We start from the raw sequence: 16,276 nt of genomic DNA on the forward strand, positions 1-16,276 counted from the left end.
GGTCAGGTGAATGTAAGACGTCCGCCGCCCGTCCCCGATGCGGGACGGACGGCGGACGGAAGACGACGGGTCGGTCAGGCGGCGGCAGGCTGCGCGCGGTTCGCCGGCCAGCCGGCGGTGAGGCCCCAGATGACGCCGATGTTGATGGCGATGACCAGGATCGACAGCCACGGCTGGGTGCCGATCAGGGTGAGGTGTCCGACCGCGTTCAGCAGCGCGAGGGTCACGCCGAAGACGCGCGCCCAGGTGGCTCCGGCAAGCAACGCGCCGCCGCCGACGATGAGCAGCACGGCCCAGGCGATCAGCACCCACCCCCACCGGTCGTAGTCGAGGATCAGCAGCTTCTCCTCCCCGACGAACAGTCGAGTGGGTGCGGTCAGCGAGGCGATGCCCTCGACCGCGTTGAAGGTGCCGGTCATGATCAGCATGAGGCCGGCGAATACGCCCCAGCCCCCGGGGGTCTTGTCGTCCATGGGTTCCTTCGGTGACGTCGGTTGGTGGCGGATCAGAAGAGGAGCGCGACGAGGATCGGCGCGGCGGTGAGGACGATCGCGATGATCGAGACGACCGCGATGGTCTTGGTGGTGTCAGTGGACATGCGGCCCACGCTAGGGGCGTGACCAGCGCGTCGCGTCATCCGCTCAGGGTGAGATGGGGCGCGGGAACCTGTACGGTGCTTGGTCGGCATATATCGTTCCGAGATAGTCGGTCGAATATTCACAACGAAAGGACGAACAAGTGCTCAAGGGTTTCAAGGAGTTCCTCCTTCGGGGCAACGTGCTGGACCTCGCCGTTGCCGTCGTGGTCGGCGCCGCCTTCACTGCGATCGTGACCGCCTTCACCGAGAACATCGTGAACCCGCTCGTCGCCTCGTTGGGTGGCTCGAACGAGATGGGCTTCGGTTTCCAGATCACGGACAGCCCCGAGACGTTCGTGAACCTCGGCGCCGTGCTGAGCGCCGTGATCAACTTCGCCATGATCGCTGCGGTGGTCTACTTCGTGCTGATCGTCCCGTTCAACTCGGTCAAGGAGCGGTTCATGACCGAGGAGGAGAAGGAGGCGACGGACATCGAGTTGCTGACCGAGATCCGGAACCTGCTCGCCGACGCGAACGCCGACGCCACCTCGACGCGGGTCGAGTCCTAAAAGCTGGTTCCGCGAATCGCGGCGTCCCGGACTCGAGGTCCGGGGCGCCGCGATTCGCGTTTCCTCATCCGGAGCGGGTGAGATTGCGGATCGGTGGGGTCGGTTAGCCACTCCAGGCCGCATGATTTTCGTATGACGCCGACCGACGAAGCGAAGCCGCTCGATGCCGACGAGCGGGCGGAGTTGCTCCGGCTGCGCGCTCAGGTTGCCGCGAACGAGGGCGCCAAGCGGCGGGGGGTGCGCGGCGCGCTGCGCTGGACGGCGTCCGGGCTGCTGATCGTCCTGGTCGCGGTGCTGCTGCTGACCTCGCTGCTGGCCCGCTTCACCCGGAGCGAGATCCTCGACACCGACCGGTACGTGGCGACCGTGGCCCCGCTCGGCGCGGACCCGGCGGTGCAGGACGAGATCACCGACCAGGTGACGCGGCAGATCTTCAGCCGGCTCGACATCGAGAAGGTGACGGCGGAGGCGCTGACCGCGTTGACCGAGAACGCGCCTCGGGTGCCGACGCAGGTGGTCGGTCTGGCCCCGGTCATCGCCGGGCAGGCCGAGGGATTCATCCGCGACACCGTCCACACGATCGTGGCCAGCGACCAGTTCGAGTCCGCGTGGATCGACGCGAACCGGATCGCCCACCAGAAACTCGTCGCGGTCGCGACCGGCGACACCAGCGTGGTGCAGATCGATGACAAGGGCACCGTCAGCGTGCCGCTCAAGGCGATCCTCGAGACCGTCCGGGAGCGCCTGACCGAGCGCGGTTTCGCGTTCGCCGACAAGATCCCCGAGATCGACGCCAGCTTCGTCATCTTCCAGTCCGCCGACCTCGTGAAGGCGCAGAAGACCGTCAACGCCCTCGACAAGGCGGCCACCTGGTTGCCGTGGCTGGGGGTGCTCGCGGCGATCGGGGCGGTGTTCGCGGCACCGCGGGGCCGCAGGCTGCGGGCGCTGTCGCTGGTGGGTCTCGGGGTCGCGATCGCGATGGCGCTGCTGAGCGTGTCGCTGCACGTCGCCCGCGCGGTGTACATCGATGAGATCCCGTCGGACGTGCTGTCCCCGGCCGCGGCCGCGGCGGTGGTGGACGCGGTGGCGGCCCCGCTCAAGACGATGCTGCGCGCCTGGTTCCTGACCGGGATAGTCGTCGCCTTGATCGGCTATCTGACCGGGGGTTCCGCGTCCGCGCTTGCGGTCCGCCGCGGGTTCACCAAGGGGGTGGACGCGATCAGGAAGACAGGGGAGGGCCGGGCGCCGCGCCCGGTCGAGCTCTGGGCCGCGCGGCTGCGGGTCCCGCTGCGGGTCGCGATCGTCGCGGTCGCCGTCGCCGTGTTGGTGTTCTGGACCTACCCGTCCGGGGTGGTGGTGTTCACGATCGCGGTGCTGGCCCTGCTCGCGCTTGTCGCCGTCGAGGTCGTGGCTCGGCCAGGCGTGGCCGCCGCCGAATCGGTGGCGGCGGAATCGGTCGCGGCGGGTTCGCCCGACGCGGGGTGACCCCCGCCGAGAGTGCACCTCTCGGGGCATCGGCCGAGTGGGGCGTCGATAGGTGCGCAGTCGGCGGGCGGGCGCTACGGATCGGTGAGCAGCGCGATGATGGCGTGCATCTCCTCCGGGGTCGGCGTCGGCAGGCTGTCTCGGGCATGCACGAACCCGATGCCCGCGTAGACGAGAGTTCCGGCCCGCAGCCGTGCCTGGATCGGGTCGAACCCCACCTCGAGCAGTGCATCCTGAACCATCTGCATGATGCGACGGTCGAGAACCCCAACCGCCTCGGCGACCCGGGGCTCGGTGCGGGCCCAGTCCCGGATCGCGCGTTCCACCGACCAGGACCGGTGTTCGATCAGGATCGCGGACATCTGCTCGAGGCGCTGCCGCGCGGGAATCGACTCGACCAGGTCCAGGCCGCGGGCCGCATCGTTCTGCTGCCCGCACCACCGTTCGGCGACGGCGGTCATCAGCCCGTCGATGTCGTTGAAATGCCAGTAGAAGCTGCCCTTGGTCACCTGTAGTTGTTCACACAGACGCGAGATCTTGACCGCGGAAACACCTTCGCTGACAAGCAGATCCAGTGCCGCTTGCGTCCACTGGTCCACGGACAGGCGGGGGGATCGCTTCGGCGCCGATGCGGAGGCCATGCCGTGATCCTACGAGCCTGCCTCGCCGACGCCGCGGGCGCGCAGCAGTGCCGCGACCGTGAGCGCTCGCGCGAGGGGATCGGTCGTGAGTTGAAAGTGGTTGCTGCGGTTGGACGGGTCGATGTCCTGGATCACGATCGTGGTCATCCCGGACCAGGCGCCCGAGGTGAAGGGCACGACGAGACCGTCCGAGGCAGACAGGATGTTGGTGTAGGTGACGCCAGGTGTCGGGACGGGAGCGCGGCGTAGTTCGGTCAGGAAGTCTGATCCGCGGACGAGTTGCCGACAGCCGCCGCACAGCGGATCGATCAGCGGTCGCTCCACGGCGAGGATCGCGTCGTATGTGCCGAGTCGGCGGGAAAGGTCTTCGGCCGCACCGAGTTCGGCGACGTTGGTGCCGTCCCACATCGCCCCGGCCGCCGTGAGGGAGCGAACCCGGTGTGCACCCGGGTGGTCCTGGAGGTACCGCTGGGCGACGAGGGCCCCGGCCCCGACCGCGACGACGTCCACGTCGTCGACGCCCTCGGCCGCCAGCGCGTCGACCGCCGCAGCCAGTTCGTTCGCGCTGCCCTCGAGCGCAGCCAGCCCGGCGACGGGCAGTCGTGGGTCGGTGACCCCGTAGGTGAAGCGATAGCCGCACAGCGCGCGGGCGTCGAGGTCGTTGGCCAGGTCGCGCCACTGGTCGGCGTTCGCGGCCAGGTCATGGACCAGCAGCACCGCGCGATCTCGGCCTGCGCCACACGCGGAGCCGGCGGTCGGGGTGTCGGTGCTGGTGTCCGCGGAGGCGGCGCCCCCGGCCCCCGTCAGGACGGACGCGGTCAGCGCAGTCGCCGCGAGAACTGTCCAGAAATGCCTTCTACCTGCATTTATCACGAGTCCTCCGGTTGATCGCGAAATGCCCGTCTCCATACCATACGGTAGGGTATGGTCAGCGTCGCAACCTCCGAGAAGTGATCTGTTCGAGCAGCCACAGGAGCGTTTCGTGAAAATGTCCGTACCGATTTCCCGCCGGGCCTTCGTCCGGGGCTTGGCGCTGACCGCGGGCATGGGCACGGTCTCGGCCGGGTCCGCGAGCGTCGCGACGGGCCGGATCCGGCAGGGCGATCCCACGCGACCGCTCGTCTTCCAGTCGCCCAAGGTCGAGCCCTTCCGAGACCAGCTGCCGCTGCTGCCCAGCCTCACCGGGACCGCGTTCGAGGTGCGGGCCGCCAGTGCGCTGCACCGCTTCCACGCGGACCTCGATCCGTCGCCGTCCCTCGGTTACGGCGGGATGGACTACCTCGGACCGACGATCGAGGCGCACGCGGGCGAGCCGACCACGGTCGCGTTCCACAACGGCATCACCACGCACCCATTCGCCGCGGACTTCGATACCTCGCTGCACGGACTCAGCGAGCGGGACCGCACCGAGATCCCCACGTCGATGCATCTGCACGGGGGAGTGACGGCCCCGGAGTTCGACGGCCATCCCGAGTTGATCTCCCGCCCGGGTGAGGGATTCGTCCACCACTTCCCGAACCGTCGTGACTCGGGATCGCTGTGGTACCACGACCACGCGATGGGGGTGACCCGTCTGAACGTGTATGCCGGGCTGGCCGGGCTGTACACGTTGCGCGACGAGTTCGACACCGGCCGAAGCGACAACCCGCTCGGCCTACCGGCCGGACAGTACGAAATCCCGTTGGTGATGCAGGAAAAGCTGTTCACCGCCGACGGCAGGCAGAGCATTCGCTCGACACCGATCGTGCCGCAGGGGCGTTGGGAGGGCGGTGCGGTCGGCGACGTCGGGGTGGTGAACGGCAAGATCTGGCCGGAACTCGAGGTCGCCCGCGGGATGTACCGTCTGCGACTGCTGAACGCCGCCTCCTACAGCGTATGGAACCTGTACTTCGGGAACCGGATGCGGTTCTGGGTGATCGGAACCGAGGGCGGCCTGCTCGATGTGCCAGTGGCGACCACGCACGTGCGGCTCGGTCCAGGCGAGCGCGTCGACCTTCTCGTGGACTTTGGAGGCCTGGATTCCGGTGCGACGGTGGAGCTTCGCAACGACGAGGCACCGCCCGGGCAGGCCGCGCAGATCGGTGGGGTACTCATGCCGCTGTTCTGCCGGTTCCGGGTGGGACGGTCGCGGGGCTTCACCGGGTCGGTGCCGCAGACCCTGCGTGGTGGCCGGGGCCTGCCCGCCTCGCTCCCGCCGGTGCCTGCGCCGCAGGTGTTCCGCAACGTCACCCTCAGTCAGCCCACCGCGGTCCGGCTGCCGCCGTCGATCATGTCGCTGAACAACCTGACCTACTCCTCGGCGGACATCGAGATGCCCCGGCAGGGCACGGTCGAGCAGTGGAATATCGTCAACGCCACCAACGACCCGCATCCCATCCACATCCACCTGGTGACCTTCCGGGTGCTGGGCAGGCAGGTGATCGAGACCCTGCGGTACGCCCTGCACAACCCGCAGCCACCGATCGGCACCCGGTGGACGCCGTCCGCGGACCCGTTCACCATCTCGCCGCTGATCCCGCCGGAACCCTGGGAGTCCGGGTTCAAGGAAACCGTGATCGCCAACCCGAACTCGATCACCCGGATCATCGTCTATTTCCCCACCGCGGACGAACTCGGATTCGATCCCGACGCGACCTTCGGCCCGGCTACCACCGGCCGAGTCGAAACCCCAGCGACGGGCCACGAATCACGGGTCCGGGACATCCATCTCGGCGAGGACCACGGCGCGGCTGCCGCAGCGCCGCCGCTGCGGGGCTACGTCTGGCACTGCCACATACTCGACCACGAGGACCACGACATGATGCTCAAGTTCCGGACCGTCGCATGACCGAGGCCGTAGACCACTTCCAGCGGATCCCGTACCAGCCCGCCACCGACGGCCGGATCGAGATGCACTCCGGACTCAGTCGGCACTATCCGACTCTGCACGCGAATCTCGTTGCCGAGCCGGGGTTCTCGAGAGAAGTCGGCGTGATCATGGCGCACCCGGCCTCGAACTTTCTCACCCACTTCCTGCTGCGGGCACTCGCCGAGGCGGACCTGCCCGCGATGGGACTGAACACCAGGTACGCCAACAACGAGCCGGCACTGATCATGGAGCGTGCGGCACTCGACCTCGGTGCCGGTGTCCGGTGGATGCGCGAGGAACTCGGTTTCGAGAAGGTGGTGCTGCTCGGCTTCAGCGGCGGCGGTTCGCTGGCCTCGTTCTACCAGTCGCAGGCGCTGCGCCCCACGATCACGACGACTCCCGCCGGGGACCCGGTGAATCTGGCGGGGGCGGAGCTGATCCCGGCGGACGGGCTGATGCTGGTTGGCGCGCACCCGGGCCGGGCTCGGGTGCTGCGAAACTGGATCGACGGCGCAGTGACCGATGAGCTGGACCCGTTCGCCACTGACCCGGGCCTGGACCTGTTCGCGCCGGGGCGCACGGTGCCGCTGGACGCCGACTGGTTGCGTGACTACCGGGATGCCCAGCTGGCGCGGATGAGGCGCATCGACGAGTGGGCCCTGGCGCAGGTCGACGAACTGACCCGGACGGGAGCCGCCGACCGCGGCTTCGTGGTGCACCGCACCACGGCCGACCCCCGGTTCGTCGACCTCGCCGTCGATCCCAGCGACCGGGCGCTCGGCAGCATGTACGGCGACCCGCGAGCCGCCAACACGGCCGCAGGCGGGTTGGCTCGGTTCGTCACGGTCCGAAGCTGGCTCAGCACCTGGAGTTTCGACCACACCAACGCGGACGCGCTCAGGGATCTCGCCACGGTCAAGACGCCGGCGATGGTGATGTGTCTGATGGCGGATCAGGCCGCGTTCCCGACCGACTCGCGGGAGCTGCACGCCGCGCTACCGAGTGCTGACGCGGAACTGATCGAGTTGGCCGGGCTCAACCACTACCTGGTCGACCAGCCCGGCGGACTCGACTCGGTGGTGACCCGGCTGCGTGACTGGTTGGTCGGGCAGGGACTAGCGGAAGGGCAGGGGAAATGACCAGTCAGGTCGGGTCGACGGAAGAGTCGCGAGAAGTTTCATCAGTGAAGGACAAGTGCCCCACCGCGTTTCGGTACTGGGACTCGCTGAACTCGCCGCGAACGAGGCGTATGCAGAAGCTCAGCCTGCGGCTGACCGGTGGCGAACTGTTCCCCACCGACGAGCAGGTCACCGCGTTCTGCAACGACCTGTACGCAGGCGACCCGGTGGCCGAACGCTTCATCGACGAGGTCTTCGAGGGTGACATCGGCCCGGTGGCGGGGCGGGCGATGCTCGACCAGGCGCTCACCGAGGGCGTGCATGCGGTTGCGGATGTGCCGCCGGCGATGGCGGAGCTGTTCGCTGAGTTCGAGGACGTGCCGGACTGGGTGCGGCCCGAACTGGTCGAGCAGGGTGCGGCCATCTGGCGACGGTGGGGCACCATGCTCTTCACCGTTGCGGGCAGCACCACCCTGGAGATGTACACCGAGGCCGCAGTGGCCACGCCGCTGTCACTGTCCGGGGGTTACGCGGGCGACAACGCGCTGCGCCGGTTCCTCGAGACGAGTCGATTCTGGATGGACCTGTCCGAGCCGCATGCCCTGCTGACGCCGGGGTCGAAGGGGCGAGCCACCGCGATGCGGGTCAGAGTCATGCATGTGTCGGTGCGCCGCCGCGTGGCCGAGCATCCGGAATGGCACAGCGAGCGGTGGGGACTGCCGATCAGCCAGGGCTACATGATGCTCACCCTGATCGGGGGCAGCGTGGCGCCTGCGATGGCCCTGTGGACGCTGGGTTACCAGACCACGCCCAAGGAGATGCGGGCGCTGCTGCATTTCCAGCGCTACATGGGCCATCTGCTGGGGGTGCGGGTCGGCTGGTATCCGGAGAACGTCCGCGACACGCTGCGGGCGCTCGCGATGGTGATCGCCTCGCGCTCGTACGACTCCGGCAGGCACGGCGCGGAACTGATCGAGTCGTTCCCCGCGAGCTTCGCACCGCGGGACGGCCACCGCGGCCTGCAGCGGCTCCGCGAGCGGTACAACTACCGGATCTACTCCGCGTACGCGGCGATATTCATGGGTCCGAAGACCCGTCGGAAGTACAACCTGCCGCGGGCCTTCCCCTGGGTGCTGATCCCGGTGTTGCGGTTCCCGCTGGTGACCGTGATGGAGCTGGCCCGCCGGTTCGTCCCCGGTGTGGCGGGCCCGCTCGAACGGATTGCGTTGTGGCACCGCGAGAACTGGTACCGGGCGCAGATGGATGGCCGTGAGGCGGAGTTCCAGGCAAAGGGTGCGCTGCGGCGGTGACGCACATGTGACTGCGGCGGTGACGCACACGTGACTGCGGCGGTGACGGGTTAGTCCACACGAACAGGAGGCAGCTATGACCACTCTCGATATCGTCGAGGCCTGGAACGGCCCGGGCCGCAAGGACGGCTCGATCACCACGGTGTCCCCGAGCGACAACGCCGCGCACCCGTCGCCAAGCAAGTTCGCGTTCGAGCACTGGTATTTCGACGCGCACCTGGACGACGGACACATCGTCGTCGGGTTCCTGCAGACGCGGGAACTGGTGACCCGCAAGCCCGGAGTCGAGCTGCACGTCTACTCGCCCGACGGGACGCGCCGGGAGATCGTGAAGGTCTACGAACCGTCACAGGCCTCCGCCTCCGTCGACAAATGCGACGTCAAGGTCGGCCAGAACTATGCCTACGCGGAGTTCCCGGACGGTGGGCTGCCGATCCATCACGTGCACATCGCCGAGGAGGACATCGCCTTCGATCTCGAGTTCCGCAACGAGATCCCGAGCTGGATGCCCGGTCGCGGCCAGACGTCGTACGGCGACGACGCGTTCTTCGCCTGGGCGGTGGGCGCACCGAGGGCGCGGGTGAGCGGGACGGTGCGGATCGGCGGCAAGACCCTCACAGCGAGCGGTCGCGGCTACGCCGACCACAACTGGGGCGTCGGCGACATGAAGCGGATCATCGACCGCTGGTACTGGGGCCGGCTGTACGTGGACGACTTCTCGCTGATCTACGCCACCGTGCTCACCCAGCAGAAATTCGGCGCGCACGAGTCGCGTCCGCTGATGCTGGCCAAGGGGGACCAGGTGGTGCTCAGCACCGGGGAGGTGGAGCTGACCGAGGGGCCGCGGGTGTTCCACGAGGTGGCCAATCGCGAGTATCCGAGCTGGATCCGGCTGCAGGTGCCGGGGCAGGTGGACCTGCGGTTGACCGTCGACCGGATCGTGCACGGTCACGACTTCCTGGCCGACGTGCCGGTGGTGCGGAGCCGGTTGGTCAAACCGCTGGCGAACCGGCTGCTCGGCAGGCCCGGCTACTTCCGGTTCCACTCGACATTCGAGCTGTCGATCGACCTGGGGGGCACCACCTTCGAGCGGTCCGGGACCACCCTGCACGAGATGGTTGCGCTGAAGTGACGGGGTCGGACCCGTTCGAGTACCTGTCCGGCTTCGGTAACGAGCACCACTCGGAGGCGGTGCCCGGCGCGTTGCCGTGGGGCCAGAACTCGCCGCAGCGGGCGCCGCACGGCCTGTACGCGGAGCAGCACTCGGCCACCGCATTCACCGAGCCGCGGGGTGGCAACCGGCGCAGCTGGGTGTATCGGATCCGGCCGTCCGCCCAGCATCCGGCGTTCGCGCGGATCGACAACGGCACGCTGCGGTCGGCGCCGGTGGCAGGCGGCATCGTCGATCCCAACCGGCTGCGATGGGGCCCGCTGCCCGAACCGGCGGCACAGCAGGATTTCGTCGACAGTCTCTATACGATCGCGGCCAACGGGGATGTGTTGGCGCGCACGGGTATCGGGATCCACCTGTACCTGGCGACCGAATCGATGACGAACCGCTACTTCAGCGATTCGGACGGCGAACTGCTACTGGTCCCGCAGCAGGGCGCACTGGTGCTGCACACCGAGTACGGCCGGCTGCGTGTGTCGCCCGGCGAGATCGCGGTGATCGGCCGCGCGGTGCGCTTTCGCGTCGAGATCCAGGAGCCGACCGCACGCGGCTACGTCTGCGAGAACTACGGCGCCGCTTTCACTCTCCCGGAACTGGGGCCGATCGGCGCCAACGGGCTCGCACATGCCAGGGACTTCCGTTACCCGGTGGCCGCCTACGAGGACCGTGAGGCGACGGTGCAGGTGGTACAGAAGTTCGGTGGCGCACTGTGGGCGGCCGACTACGACCACTCTCCGCTCGACGTGGTCGCCTGGCACGGCACCCACGGCGCGTACAAGTACGACCTCGCCGACTTCAATGTGATGGGAACCCTCGGCTGGGACCATCCCGATCCGTCGATCTTCACTGTGCTCACCTCGCTCTCGAACACGCCGGGGCAGGCGAACGTCGACTTCGTCGCGTTCCCGCCCCGATGGGTGGTGGCCGAGCGCACCTTCCGGCCACCACACTTCCACCGCAACGTGATGACCGAGTTCATGGGACTCGTCGAGGGGGTGCACGACTCGAAGGCCGAGGGCTTCGTGCCGGGCGGGGCGAGCCTGCACAACATGTGGGCCGCACACGGACCCGACCTCGAGACCTTCGAACGGGCCAGTGCAGCGGACCTGGGGCCCCAGTACCTGCCCGGCTCACTGCCCTTCATGTTCGAGACCCGGCTTCCCTTGGCCACCACCGATTTCGCGCACGCCGCCCCGCACCGCCAGCCCGACTACGACAGCTCGTGGGCCGGACTGACCCACAACTTCGTCCCGCCCGTCACCGACGAACCGCAGAGCTAGGAGCCCGCCATGACAACCGTCACCCCGGTCACCGGAGTCGACTTCGACCTGCCCGAACCGCTGCTCCGGATCGGTGGTGCCCGGCTCGGCGCCGAAGGCGGCGCCACCTACGCCTCGGCCAATCCGGCCACCGAGACCCACGTGCTCGACATCGCGGCTGCGCAGCCCACTGACGTCGACGCGGCGGTGCTCGCCGCCCGAGCCCAGTTCGAGTCGGGGGAGTGGTCCCGGACCAGCGGAGTGGACCGGGGCAGGATCCTGAACCGGGCCGCGGACCTGATCGAGGCCGACGCGCACACACTGGCCGCGCTCGAGGCCGTCGAGATGGGCAAGCTCTACCAGGACTCGGTGGTCGGCGACATCCCCGCGGCCGCGGCCGCGTTCCGGCACTTCGCGGGCTGGGCCGACAAGCTCGCCGGCCGGACCGCGCTGATGCCGGACTTCGGCCCGCAGCCCCGCTTCGGTTTCACCCTTCGCCAGCCGCTCGGGGTGCTCGGCGCGATCACCCCGTGGAACAACCCGGCGATGATCGCGGCGTGGAAGTTGGCCCCCGCGTTGGCCGCCGGCTGCACCGCCGTCGTCAAGCCAGCCGAGGATGCCTCGCTGTCCACGCTGCGACTGGCCGAACTCCTGGTCGACGCCGGGCTGCCGGAGGGCGTGGTGAACGTGGTGCCCGGACTGGGCCCGGTGGCGGGGGCGGCGCTGGCCGAGCATCCCGGCATCGACAAGGTCTCCTTCACCGGCAGCCTGGCCGTGGGCAGGCAGATCCAGTCCCTTGCCGGCGACAACTTCCGCAAGGTGACCCTCGAGCTGGGCGGAAAGGCCCCGCAGATCATCTTCGACGACGCGGACCTCGAGGCGGCGATGCCGTGGATCGCGATGGGGAACTTCTACCACCAGGGTCAGGTGTGCGCGGCAGGCACTCGGGTCATCGCGCACGAATCCGTGGTCGACGCGGTGATCGACGGGCTGGTGGCGGCGGCCCGCGCCAGCGTCGTCGGCGACCCGTTCGAGGCGTCGAGCACCATGGGCACCATCGTGAACCGCAAGCAGCTCGACCGGATCCTCGGCTACATCGAATCCGGCCGCCGCGAGGGTGCGGACCTGATCGTCGGGGGCAATCGGGTGGACCGGCCCGGCTACTTCGTGGAGCCGACCGTCTTCCGTGGCCACAACGACCTGACGATCGCGCGGGAGGAGATCTTCGGGCCGGTGGCGACGGTGATCAGCTTCCGCACCGAGGAAGAGGCCGTCGCGATCGCCAACGACACCAAGTACGGGCTCAACGCGATGATCTACACCACGAATCTCTCTCGGGCGCACCGGGTGATCGCGCGGCTGCGGGTGGGCACGGTCTGGGTCAACGGTTGGGGCGTGCCCGATCCGAGCCTGCCGTGGGGTGGCCGCGGGGCCAGCGGGATCGGCCGCGAGCTCGGCCAGGCGGGCGTCGAGGCGTTCACCGAGGAAAAGACGGTTCATCTCGGACTCTAGGCGCGGGACAGGCCCGTGGGTGGTGCGCGACGGACAAAGGAGCCAAGACATGGACGGATCGGAACAGACCGGTGCGCTCGAGGGGATCCGGGTGCTGGAGCTGGGATCGCTGATCGCGGGACCGTTCGCGGGCCGGTTGCTCGGTGACCTCGGCGCGGACGTGATCAAGGTCGAGGCGCCGGACCGGCCGGACCCCTTGCGCGACTGGGGACTAGCTGAGCAGGACGGGCACCGCTTCTTCTGGACCGTGCATGCCCGGAACAAGCGGTGCATCACCCTCGACCTTCGGGTCAGGGAAGGCCAGCAGGTGTTTCTGGACCTCGTCGGGCAGGCCGACGTGGTGCTGGAGAACTTCCGGCCCGGCACCCTCGAGAGGTGGGGGCTCGGCTTCGACATCCTGTCCGAGCGGAACCCCGGCATCGTGCTGGCGCGGGTTTCCGGGTACGGCCAGACCGGGCCGCTCGCGGGCCGGGCCGGATACGGCTCGGTCGCGGAGGCGGTGAGCGGGCTGCGGCACCTCAACGGCTATCCCGACCAGCCGCCGCCGCGGATCGCGCTGTCCATCGGGGACACCCTGGCTGGGATGTTCGCGGTGCAGGGTGTGCTGGCGGCGTTGCTCGCCCGCACCCGCACGGGGCGCGGCCAGGTGGTGGACGTCGCGCTCAACGAGGCCTGTCTGGCGGTGCAGGAGTCCGCCATCCCGGACTACGACCGGGGCGGCATCGTGCGCGGCCCATCGGGCACCCGGTTGGAGGGCGTCGCACCGTCGAACCTGTACGCCACCAGGGGTGGCGGCTGGATCCTCATCGCGGCCAACCAGGACACCGTGTTCGCCCGGCTGTGTGCGGTGATGGGCAGACCCGACCTCGCCGAGGACGAGCGGTACGCGGATCACCTGGCGCGCGGACGCAACCACCGCGAGCTGGACGAGCTGATCTCGGCGTGGGTTGCGGAGCAGGATCCGTCGACGCTGGTGGACCGGCTCACCGAGGTCGGGGTGGTGGCCGGACCGGTCAACACCGTCGCCGACGTCGTGGGCGACCCGCAGTTGCTGGCGCGGGAGATGATCGTCGACCACTACGACGAACGGATCGGAGCGTCCGTCCGCGGACCGGGGGTGGTGCCCAAGCTCAGCGGAACCCCCGGGTCCGTGCGATTCGCGGGCGCCCCGACGCCCGGCGCTCACAACGCCGAGGTCTACTGCGAGGTGCTCGGCCGCGACGCGGACGAGCAGGACCGCCTGCGCGCCGCGGGGGTGATCTGACGTGGCATCGCAACTCCCCGAACGCGTCCACATCCGTGAGGTCGGCCTGCGCGACGGTCTGCAGAACGAGGATCCAATCTCGGTGCAGGCCAAGGAATCCCTACTCGATGCGGTCGTCGCGACCGGGGTGCAACGCGTCGAGGCCACGGCGTTCGTCTCTTCGCGCGCGGTACCGAGCATGGCCGACGCGGAGGAAGTGGCGGCGCTGCTGCACCGGTGGCCCGGGGTGCGGTTCTCCGCGTTGATCGCCAGCCCCGGCGGCGCCAGGCGTGCCGTCGCGGCCGGGATCACCGACCTCGAGTATGTGGTGTCGGCCGGGGACGGGCACAGCCGGTCGAACGTGCGGATCGGCACCGACGAGGCGACCGCGCAGATCGGCGAGGTGGCTCGGGTGATCCACGACGCGGGCGGCCACTGCGAGGTCGCCATCGCCACCGCCTGGGACTGCCCCTTCGACGGTCCGACGCCGCCGGAGCGGGTGCTGCGAATCGCCTCCCGGGCAAGGGAGCTCGGCGCCGACTCGCTCTCGCTCGCGGACACCATCGGCACCGCGACCCCGGTCCGGGTGCGGACGCTGATCGGGGCGGTCCGTGACCGGGTCGGCCCGGCCGAGCTGGGCGTGCATTTCCACAACACCCGTGGCGCGGGCCTGGCCTGCGCGGTGGCCGCCGTCGAGGCGGGCGTGGTGCACCTCGACGCCTCGGCCGGCGGGCTGGGCGGCTGCCCCTTCGCCCCTGGCGCGAGCGGCAACATCGCCACCGAAGAGCTGGTGTACCTGTTGCACGACATGGGAATCGGGACCGGCATCGACCTGAACGCGTCGATCGCCGCGGCCGAGGCCGCGCAGCGGGTGGTCGGCCACCCGGTGCCCAGCAACCTCCTGCGGGCCGGCGACCGGAAGCGCGGATGAGCACGCCTGCGACGGTCGTGCGGGATGCGAGCCGTTCGCTGGGCGAGTTCTACGCGCTGTCGCTCGACGCCTTCTTGGCGATCGCACACCGGCCGTTCCAGTGGCGCGAGTTCGTCGAGCAGTCCTGGTTCGTGGCTCGTGTGTCGGCGATGCCGACGGTGTTGATGGCGTTGCCGTTCACGGTCCTGGTGGTGTTCACTCTCAACTCGCTGCTCGGCGAGGTGGGTGCGGCGGACCTGTCCGGGGCAGGCGCAGGTCTGGGTGCGATCACCCAAATCGGCCCGCTGGTCACGGTTCTCGTGGTCGCGGGCGCCGGGGCCACCGCGATCGCGGCAGATCTGGGCGCTCGGACGATCCGCGAGGAGATCGGCGCGCTCGAAGTGCTGGGGATCGATCCGGTGCACCGGTTGGTCGCCCCGCGGGTGTTGGCACTGACCGCGGTCGCGATGCTGCTCAACGGACTCGTCTCCGCCATCGGACTGATCGGGGGATTCTTCTTCTCCGTCTTCCTGCAAGACGTGACGCCCGGCGCGTTCGTTTCGGGGATCACGCTGCTCGTCGGCCCGGCGGAGCTGGTGATCTCCGAGGTCAAGGCCGGATTGTTCGGGCTCGTCGCCGCGCTGGTGGCGTGCTACCGGGGACTGTCGGTGCGCGGCGGCGCCAAGAGCGTCGGAACCGCCGTCAACGAAACTGTCGTCTTCTCCTTCATGGCGCTGTTCGTCATCAACGTGCTGGTCACCGTCGTCGGAATCACCTGGTCGGGACGATGAGGGGGGCAGCTGTGGCGAGGGGGCCGGTGGCGATGCGGCGGGCGGTCCGCTGGTGGGACGGGCTCGGCCTGCGCGCGAAGTTCTACGTCGGTGCGCTCAGTCACCTGGGGCGCGCGGTGGGCGCATACCGGAAGGAAACGCTGCGGCTGATCGCCGAGATATCGATGGGCACCGGCGCGCTCGCCGTCATCGGCGGCACGGTCGTGATCATGGGATTCCTCACGCTCTTCGCCGGCGCCACCGTTGCGGTCCAGGGTTTCAACTCGCTGGGAGACATCGGCATCGAGTCCCTCACCGGGTTCCTGTCCGCGTACGTGAACGTCCGGGTGGTCGCCCCCGTGACGGCGGGTGTCGGGCTCGCCGCGACCATCGGGGCTGGCACCACCGCCCAGCTGGGTGCCATGCGGATCAGCGAGGAAATCGACGCCCTTGAGGTGATGTCGGTTCCCTCGATGCCGTACCTGGTGACCACGAGGGTGGTGGCGGGCATGATCGCCATCGTGCCGCTCTACGCCCTCGCGGTTGCGGCCTCCTTCCTGGCCAGCAGGGTCGCGACCGTGCACATCTTCGGCCAGTCGGCAGGCGTCTACGACCACTACTTCCGCACCTTCCTCATCCCATCTGATGTGCTGTGGTCGTTCCTGCAGGCGATGGCGATGGCACTCGCTGTCATGCTGATTCACACGTACTACGGCTACCACGCGGCTGGCGGCCCGGCCGGTGTCGGCACCGCCACCGGCCGGGCGGTCCGCTCCTCACTCGTCGCCGTGGTGACGGTGACCCTGCTCATTTCGCTGGCCCTCTACGGCAGCGCCCGGCAGCTGCACCTCGCGGGGTGAGGC

At 69.1% G+C, this 16,276-nt stretch carries 15 protein-coding genes; 12 read left to right on the forward strand and 3 right to left on the reverse strand.

Annotation, left to right across the window (positions count from 1 at the left end):
* Positions 1 to 74: 74 nt before the first annotated feature.
* Complete coding sequence (locus tag ACFXMV_RS04060) at positions 75 to 473, reverse strand: hypothetical protein (protein ID WP_378502514.1); 399 nt, start codon at positions 471 to 473, stop codon at positions 75 to 77.
* Positions 474 to 738: 265 nt separating this feature from the next.
* Between ACFXMV_RS04060 and mscL the strand changes: the two genes are divergently transcribed.
* Together mscL and ACFXMV_RS04070 are read left to right on the forward strand one after the other, a co-directional pair.
* Complete coding sequence (gene mscL / locus ACFXMV_RS04065) at positions 739 to 1,146, forward strand: large-conductance mechanosensitive channel protein MscL (protein ID WP_378502513.1); 408 nt, start codon at positions 739 to 741, stop codon at positions 1,144 to 1,146.
* A gap of 132 nt (positions 1,147 to 1,278) precedes the next feature.
* Positions 1,279 to 2,631: a hypothetical protein gene (locus tag ACFXMV_RS04070; protein WP_378503255.1), complete on the forward strand. Its 1,353-nt coding sequence runs from the start codon at positions 1,279 to 1,281 to the stop codon at positions 2,629 to 2,631.
* A gap of 74 nt (positions 2,632 to 2,705) precedes the next feature.
* On the opposite strand, the gene ACFXMV_RS04075 is transcribed toward ACFXMV_RS04070, so the two are convergent.
* Together ACFXMV_RS04075 and ACFXMV_RS04080 are read right to left on the reverse strand one after the other, a co-directional pair.
* Complete coding sequence (locus ACFXMV_RS04075; protein ID WP_378501302.1) at positions 2,706 to 3,272, reverse strand: TetR/AcrR family transcriptional regulator; 567 nt, start codon at positions 3,270 to 3,272, stop codon at positions 2,706 to 2,708.
* Between the two features lie 9 nt (positions 3,273 to 3,281).
* Positions 3,282 to 4,145, reverse strand: coding sequence for a lipase (locus ACFXMV_RS04080; RefSeq protein WP_378501303.1), 864 nt, complete (start codon positions 4,143 to 4,145; stop codon positions 3,282 to 3,284).
* A 115-nt stretch (positions 4,146 to 4,260) separates the two neighbouring features.
* Here ACFXMV_RS04080 and ACFXMV_RS04085 point away from each other — a divergent pair, with 115 nt between their 5' ends.
* The 10 genes from ACFXMV_RS04085 (at position 4,261) to ACFXMV_RS04130 (ending at position 16,273) form a co-directional block, all read left to right on the forward strand.
* Positions 4,261 to 6,099 (forward strand): multicopper oxidase family protein, encoded by a 1,839-nt coding sequence (locus ACFXMV_RS04085; RefSeq protein ID WP_378503254.1) that lies wholly within the window; start codon positions 4,261 to 4,263, stop codon positions 6,097 to 6,099.
* Positions 6,096 to 7,259 carry an alpha/beta hydrolase gene (locus ACFXMV_RS04090; protein WP_378503253.1) on the forward strand — a complete coding sequence of 388 codons (1,164 nt, stop codon included), beginning with the start codon at positions 6,096 to 6,098 and terminating at the stop codon, positions 7,257 to 7,259. The genes ACFXMV_RS04085 and ACFXMV_RS04090 overlap by 4 nt, the downstream gene beginning before the upstream one ends.
* Positions 7,256 to 8,548 carry an oxygenase MpaB family protein gene (locus ACFXMV_RS04095; RefSeq protein WP_378499907.1) on the forward strand — a complete coding sequence of 431 codons (1,293 nt, stop codon included), beginning with the start codon at positions 7,256 to 7,258 and terminating at the stop codon, positions 8,546 to 8,548. The genes ACFXMV_RS04090 and ACFXMV_RS04095 overlap by 4 nt, the downstream gene beginning before the upstream one ends.
* 76 nt (positions 8,549 to 8,624) lie before the next feature.
* On the forward strand, positions 8,625 to 9,680 hold the full coding sequence (locus tag ACFXMV_RS04100; protein ID WP_378499906.1) for a lipocalin-like domain-containing protein: 1,056 nt from the start codon (positions 8,625 to 8,627) through the stop codon (positions 9,678 to 9,680).
* Positions 9,677 to 10,999 carry a homogentisate 1,2-dioxygenase gene (gene hmgA, locus ACFXMV_RS04105; RefSeq protein WP_378499905.1) on the forward strand — a complete coding sequence of 441 codons (1,323 nt, stop codon included), beginning with the start codon at positions 9,677 to 9,679 and terminating at the stop codon, positions 10,997 to 10,999. Before ACFXMV_RS04100 ends, hmgA begins: the two co-directional genes overlap by 4 nt.
* 9 nt (positions 11,000 to 11,008) lie before the next feature.
* Positions 11,009 to 12,490, forward strand: a complete 1,482-nt coding sequence (locus tag ACFXMV_RS04110) for an aldehyde dehydrogenase family protein (RefSeq protein WP_378499904.1) — start codon at positions 11,009 to 11,011, stop codon at positions 12,488 to 12,490.
* Positions 12,491 to 12,539: 49 nt separating this feature from the next.
* Positions 12,540 to 13,754, forward strand: coding sequence for a CaiB/BaiF CoA transferase family protein (locus ACFXMV_RS04115; RefSeq protein WP_378499903.1), 1,215 nt, complete (start codon positions 12,540 to 12,542; stop codon positions 13,752 to 13,754).
* A gap of 1 nt (position 13,755) precedes the next feature.
* On the forward strand, positions 13,756 to 14,664 hold the full coding sequence (locus ACFXMV_RS04120) for a hydroxymethylglutaryl-CoA lyase (RefSeq protein WP_378499902.1): 909 nt from the start codon (positions 13,756 to 13,758) through the stop codon (positions 14,662 to 14,664).
* On the forward strand, positions 14,661 to 15,434 hold the full coding sequence (locus ACFXMV_RS04125) for an MlaE family ABC transporter permease (protein ID WP_378499901.1): 774 nt from the start codon (positions 14,661 to 14,663) through the stop codon (positions 15,432 to 15,434). The genes ACFXMV_RS04120 and ACFXMV_RS04125 overlap by 4 nt, the downstream gene beginning before the upstream one ends.
* On the forward strand, positions 15,431 to 16,273 hold the full coding sequence (locus ACFXMV_RS04130; RefSeq protein ID WP_378499900.1) for an ABC transporter permease: 843 nt from the start codon (positions 15,431 to 15,433) through the stop codon (positions 16,271 to 16,273). Before ACFXMV_RS04125 ends, ACFXMV_RS04130 begins: the two co-directional genes overlap by 4 nt.
* Positions 16,274 to 16,276 lie beyond the last annotated feature (3 nt).

This window comes from Rhodococcus sp. NPDC059179 (genome assembly GCF_042754885.1).
In the GTDB taxonomy this organism is placed as follows: domain Bacteria; phylum Actinomycetota; class Actinomycetes; order Mycobacteriales; family Mycobacteriaceae; genus Rhodococcus_G.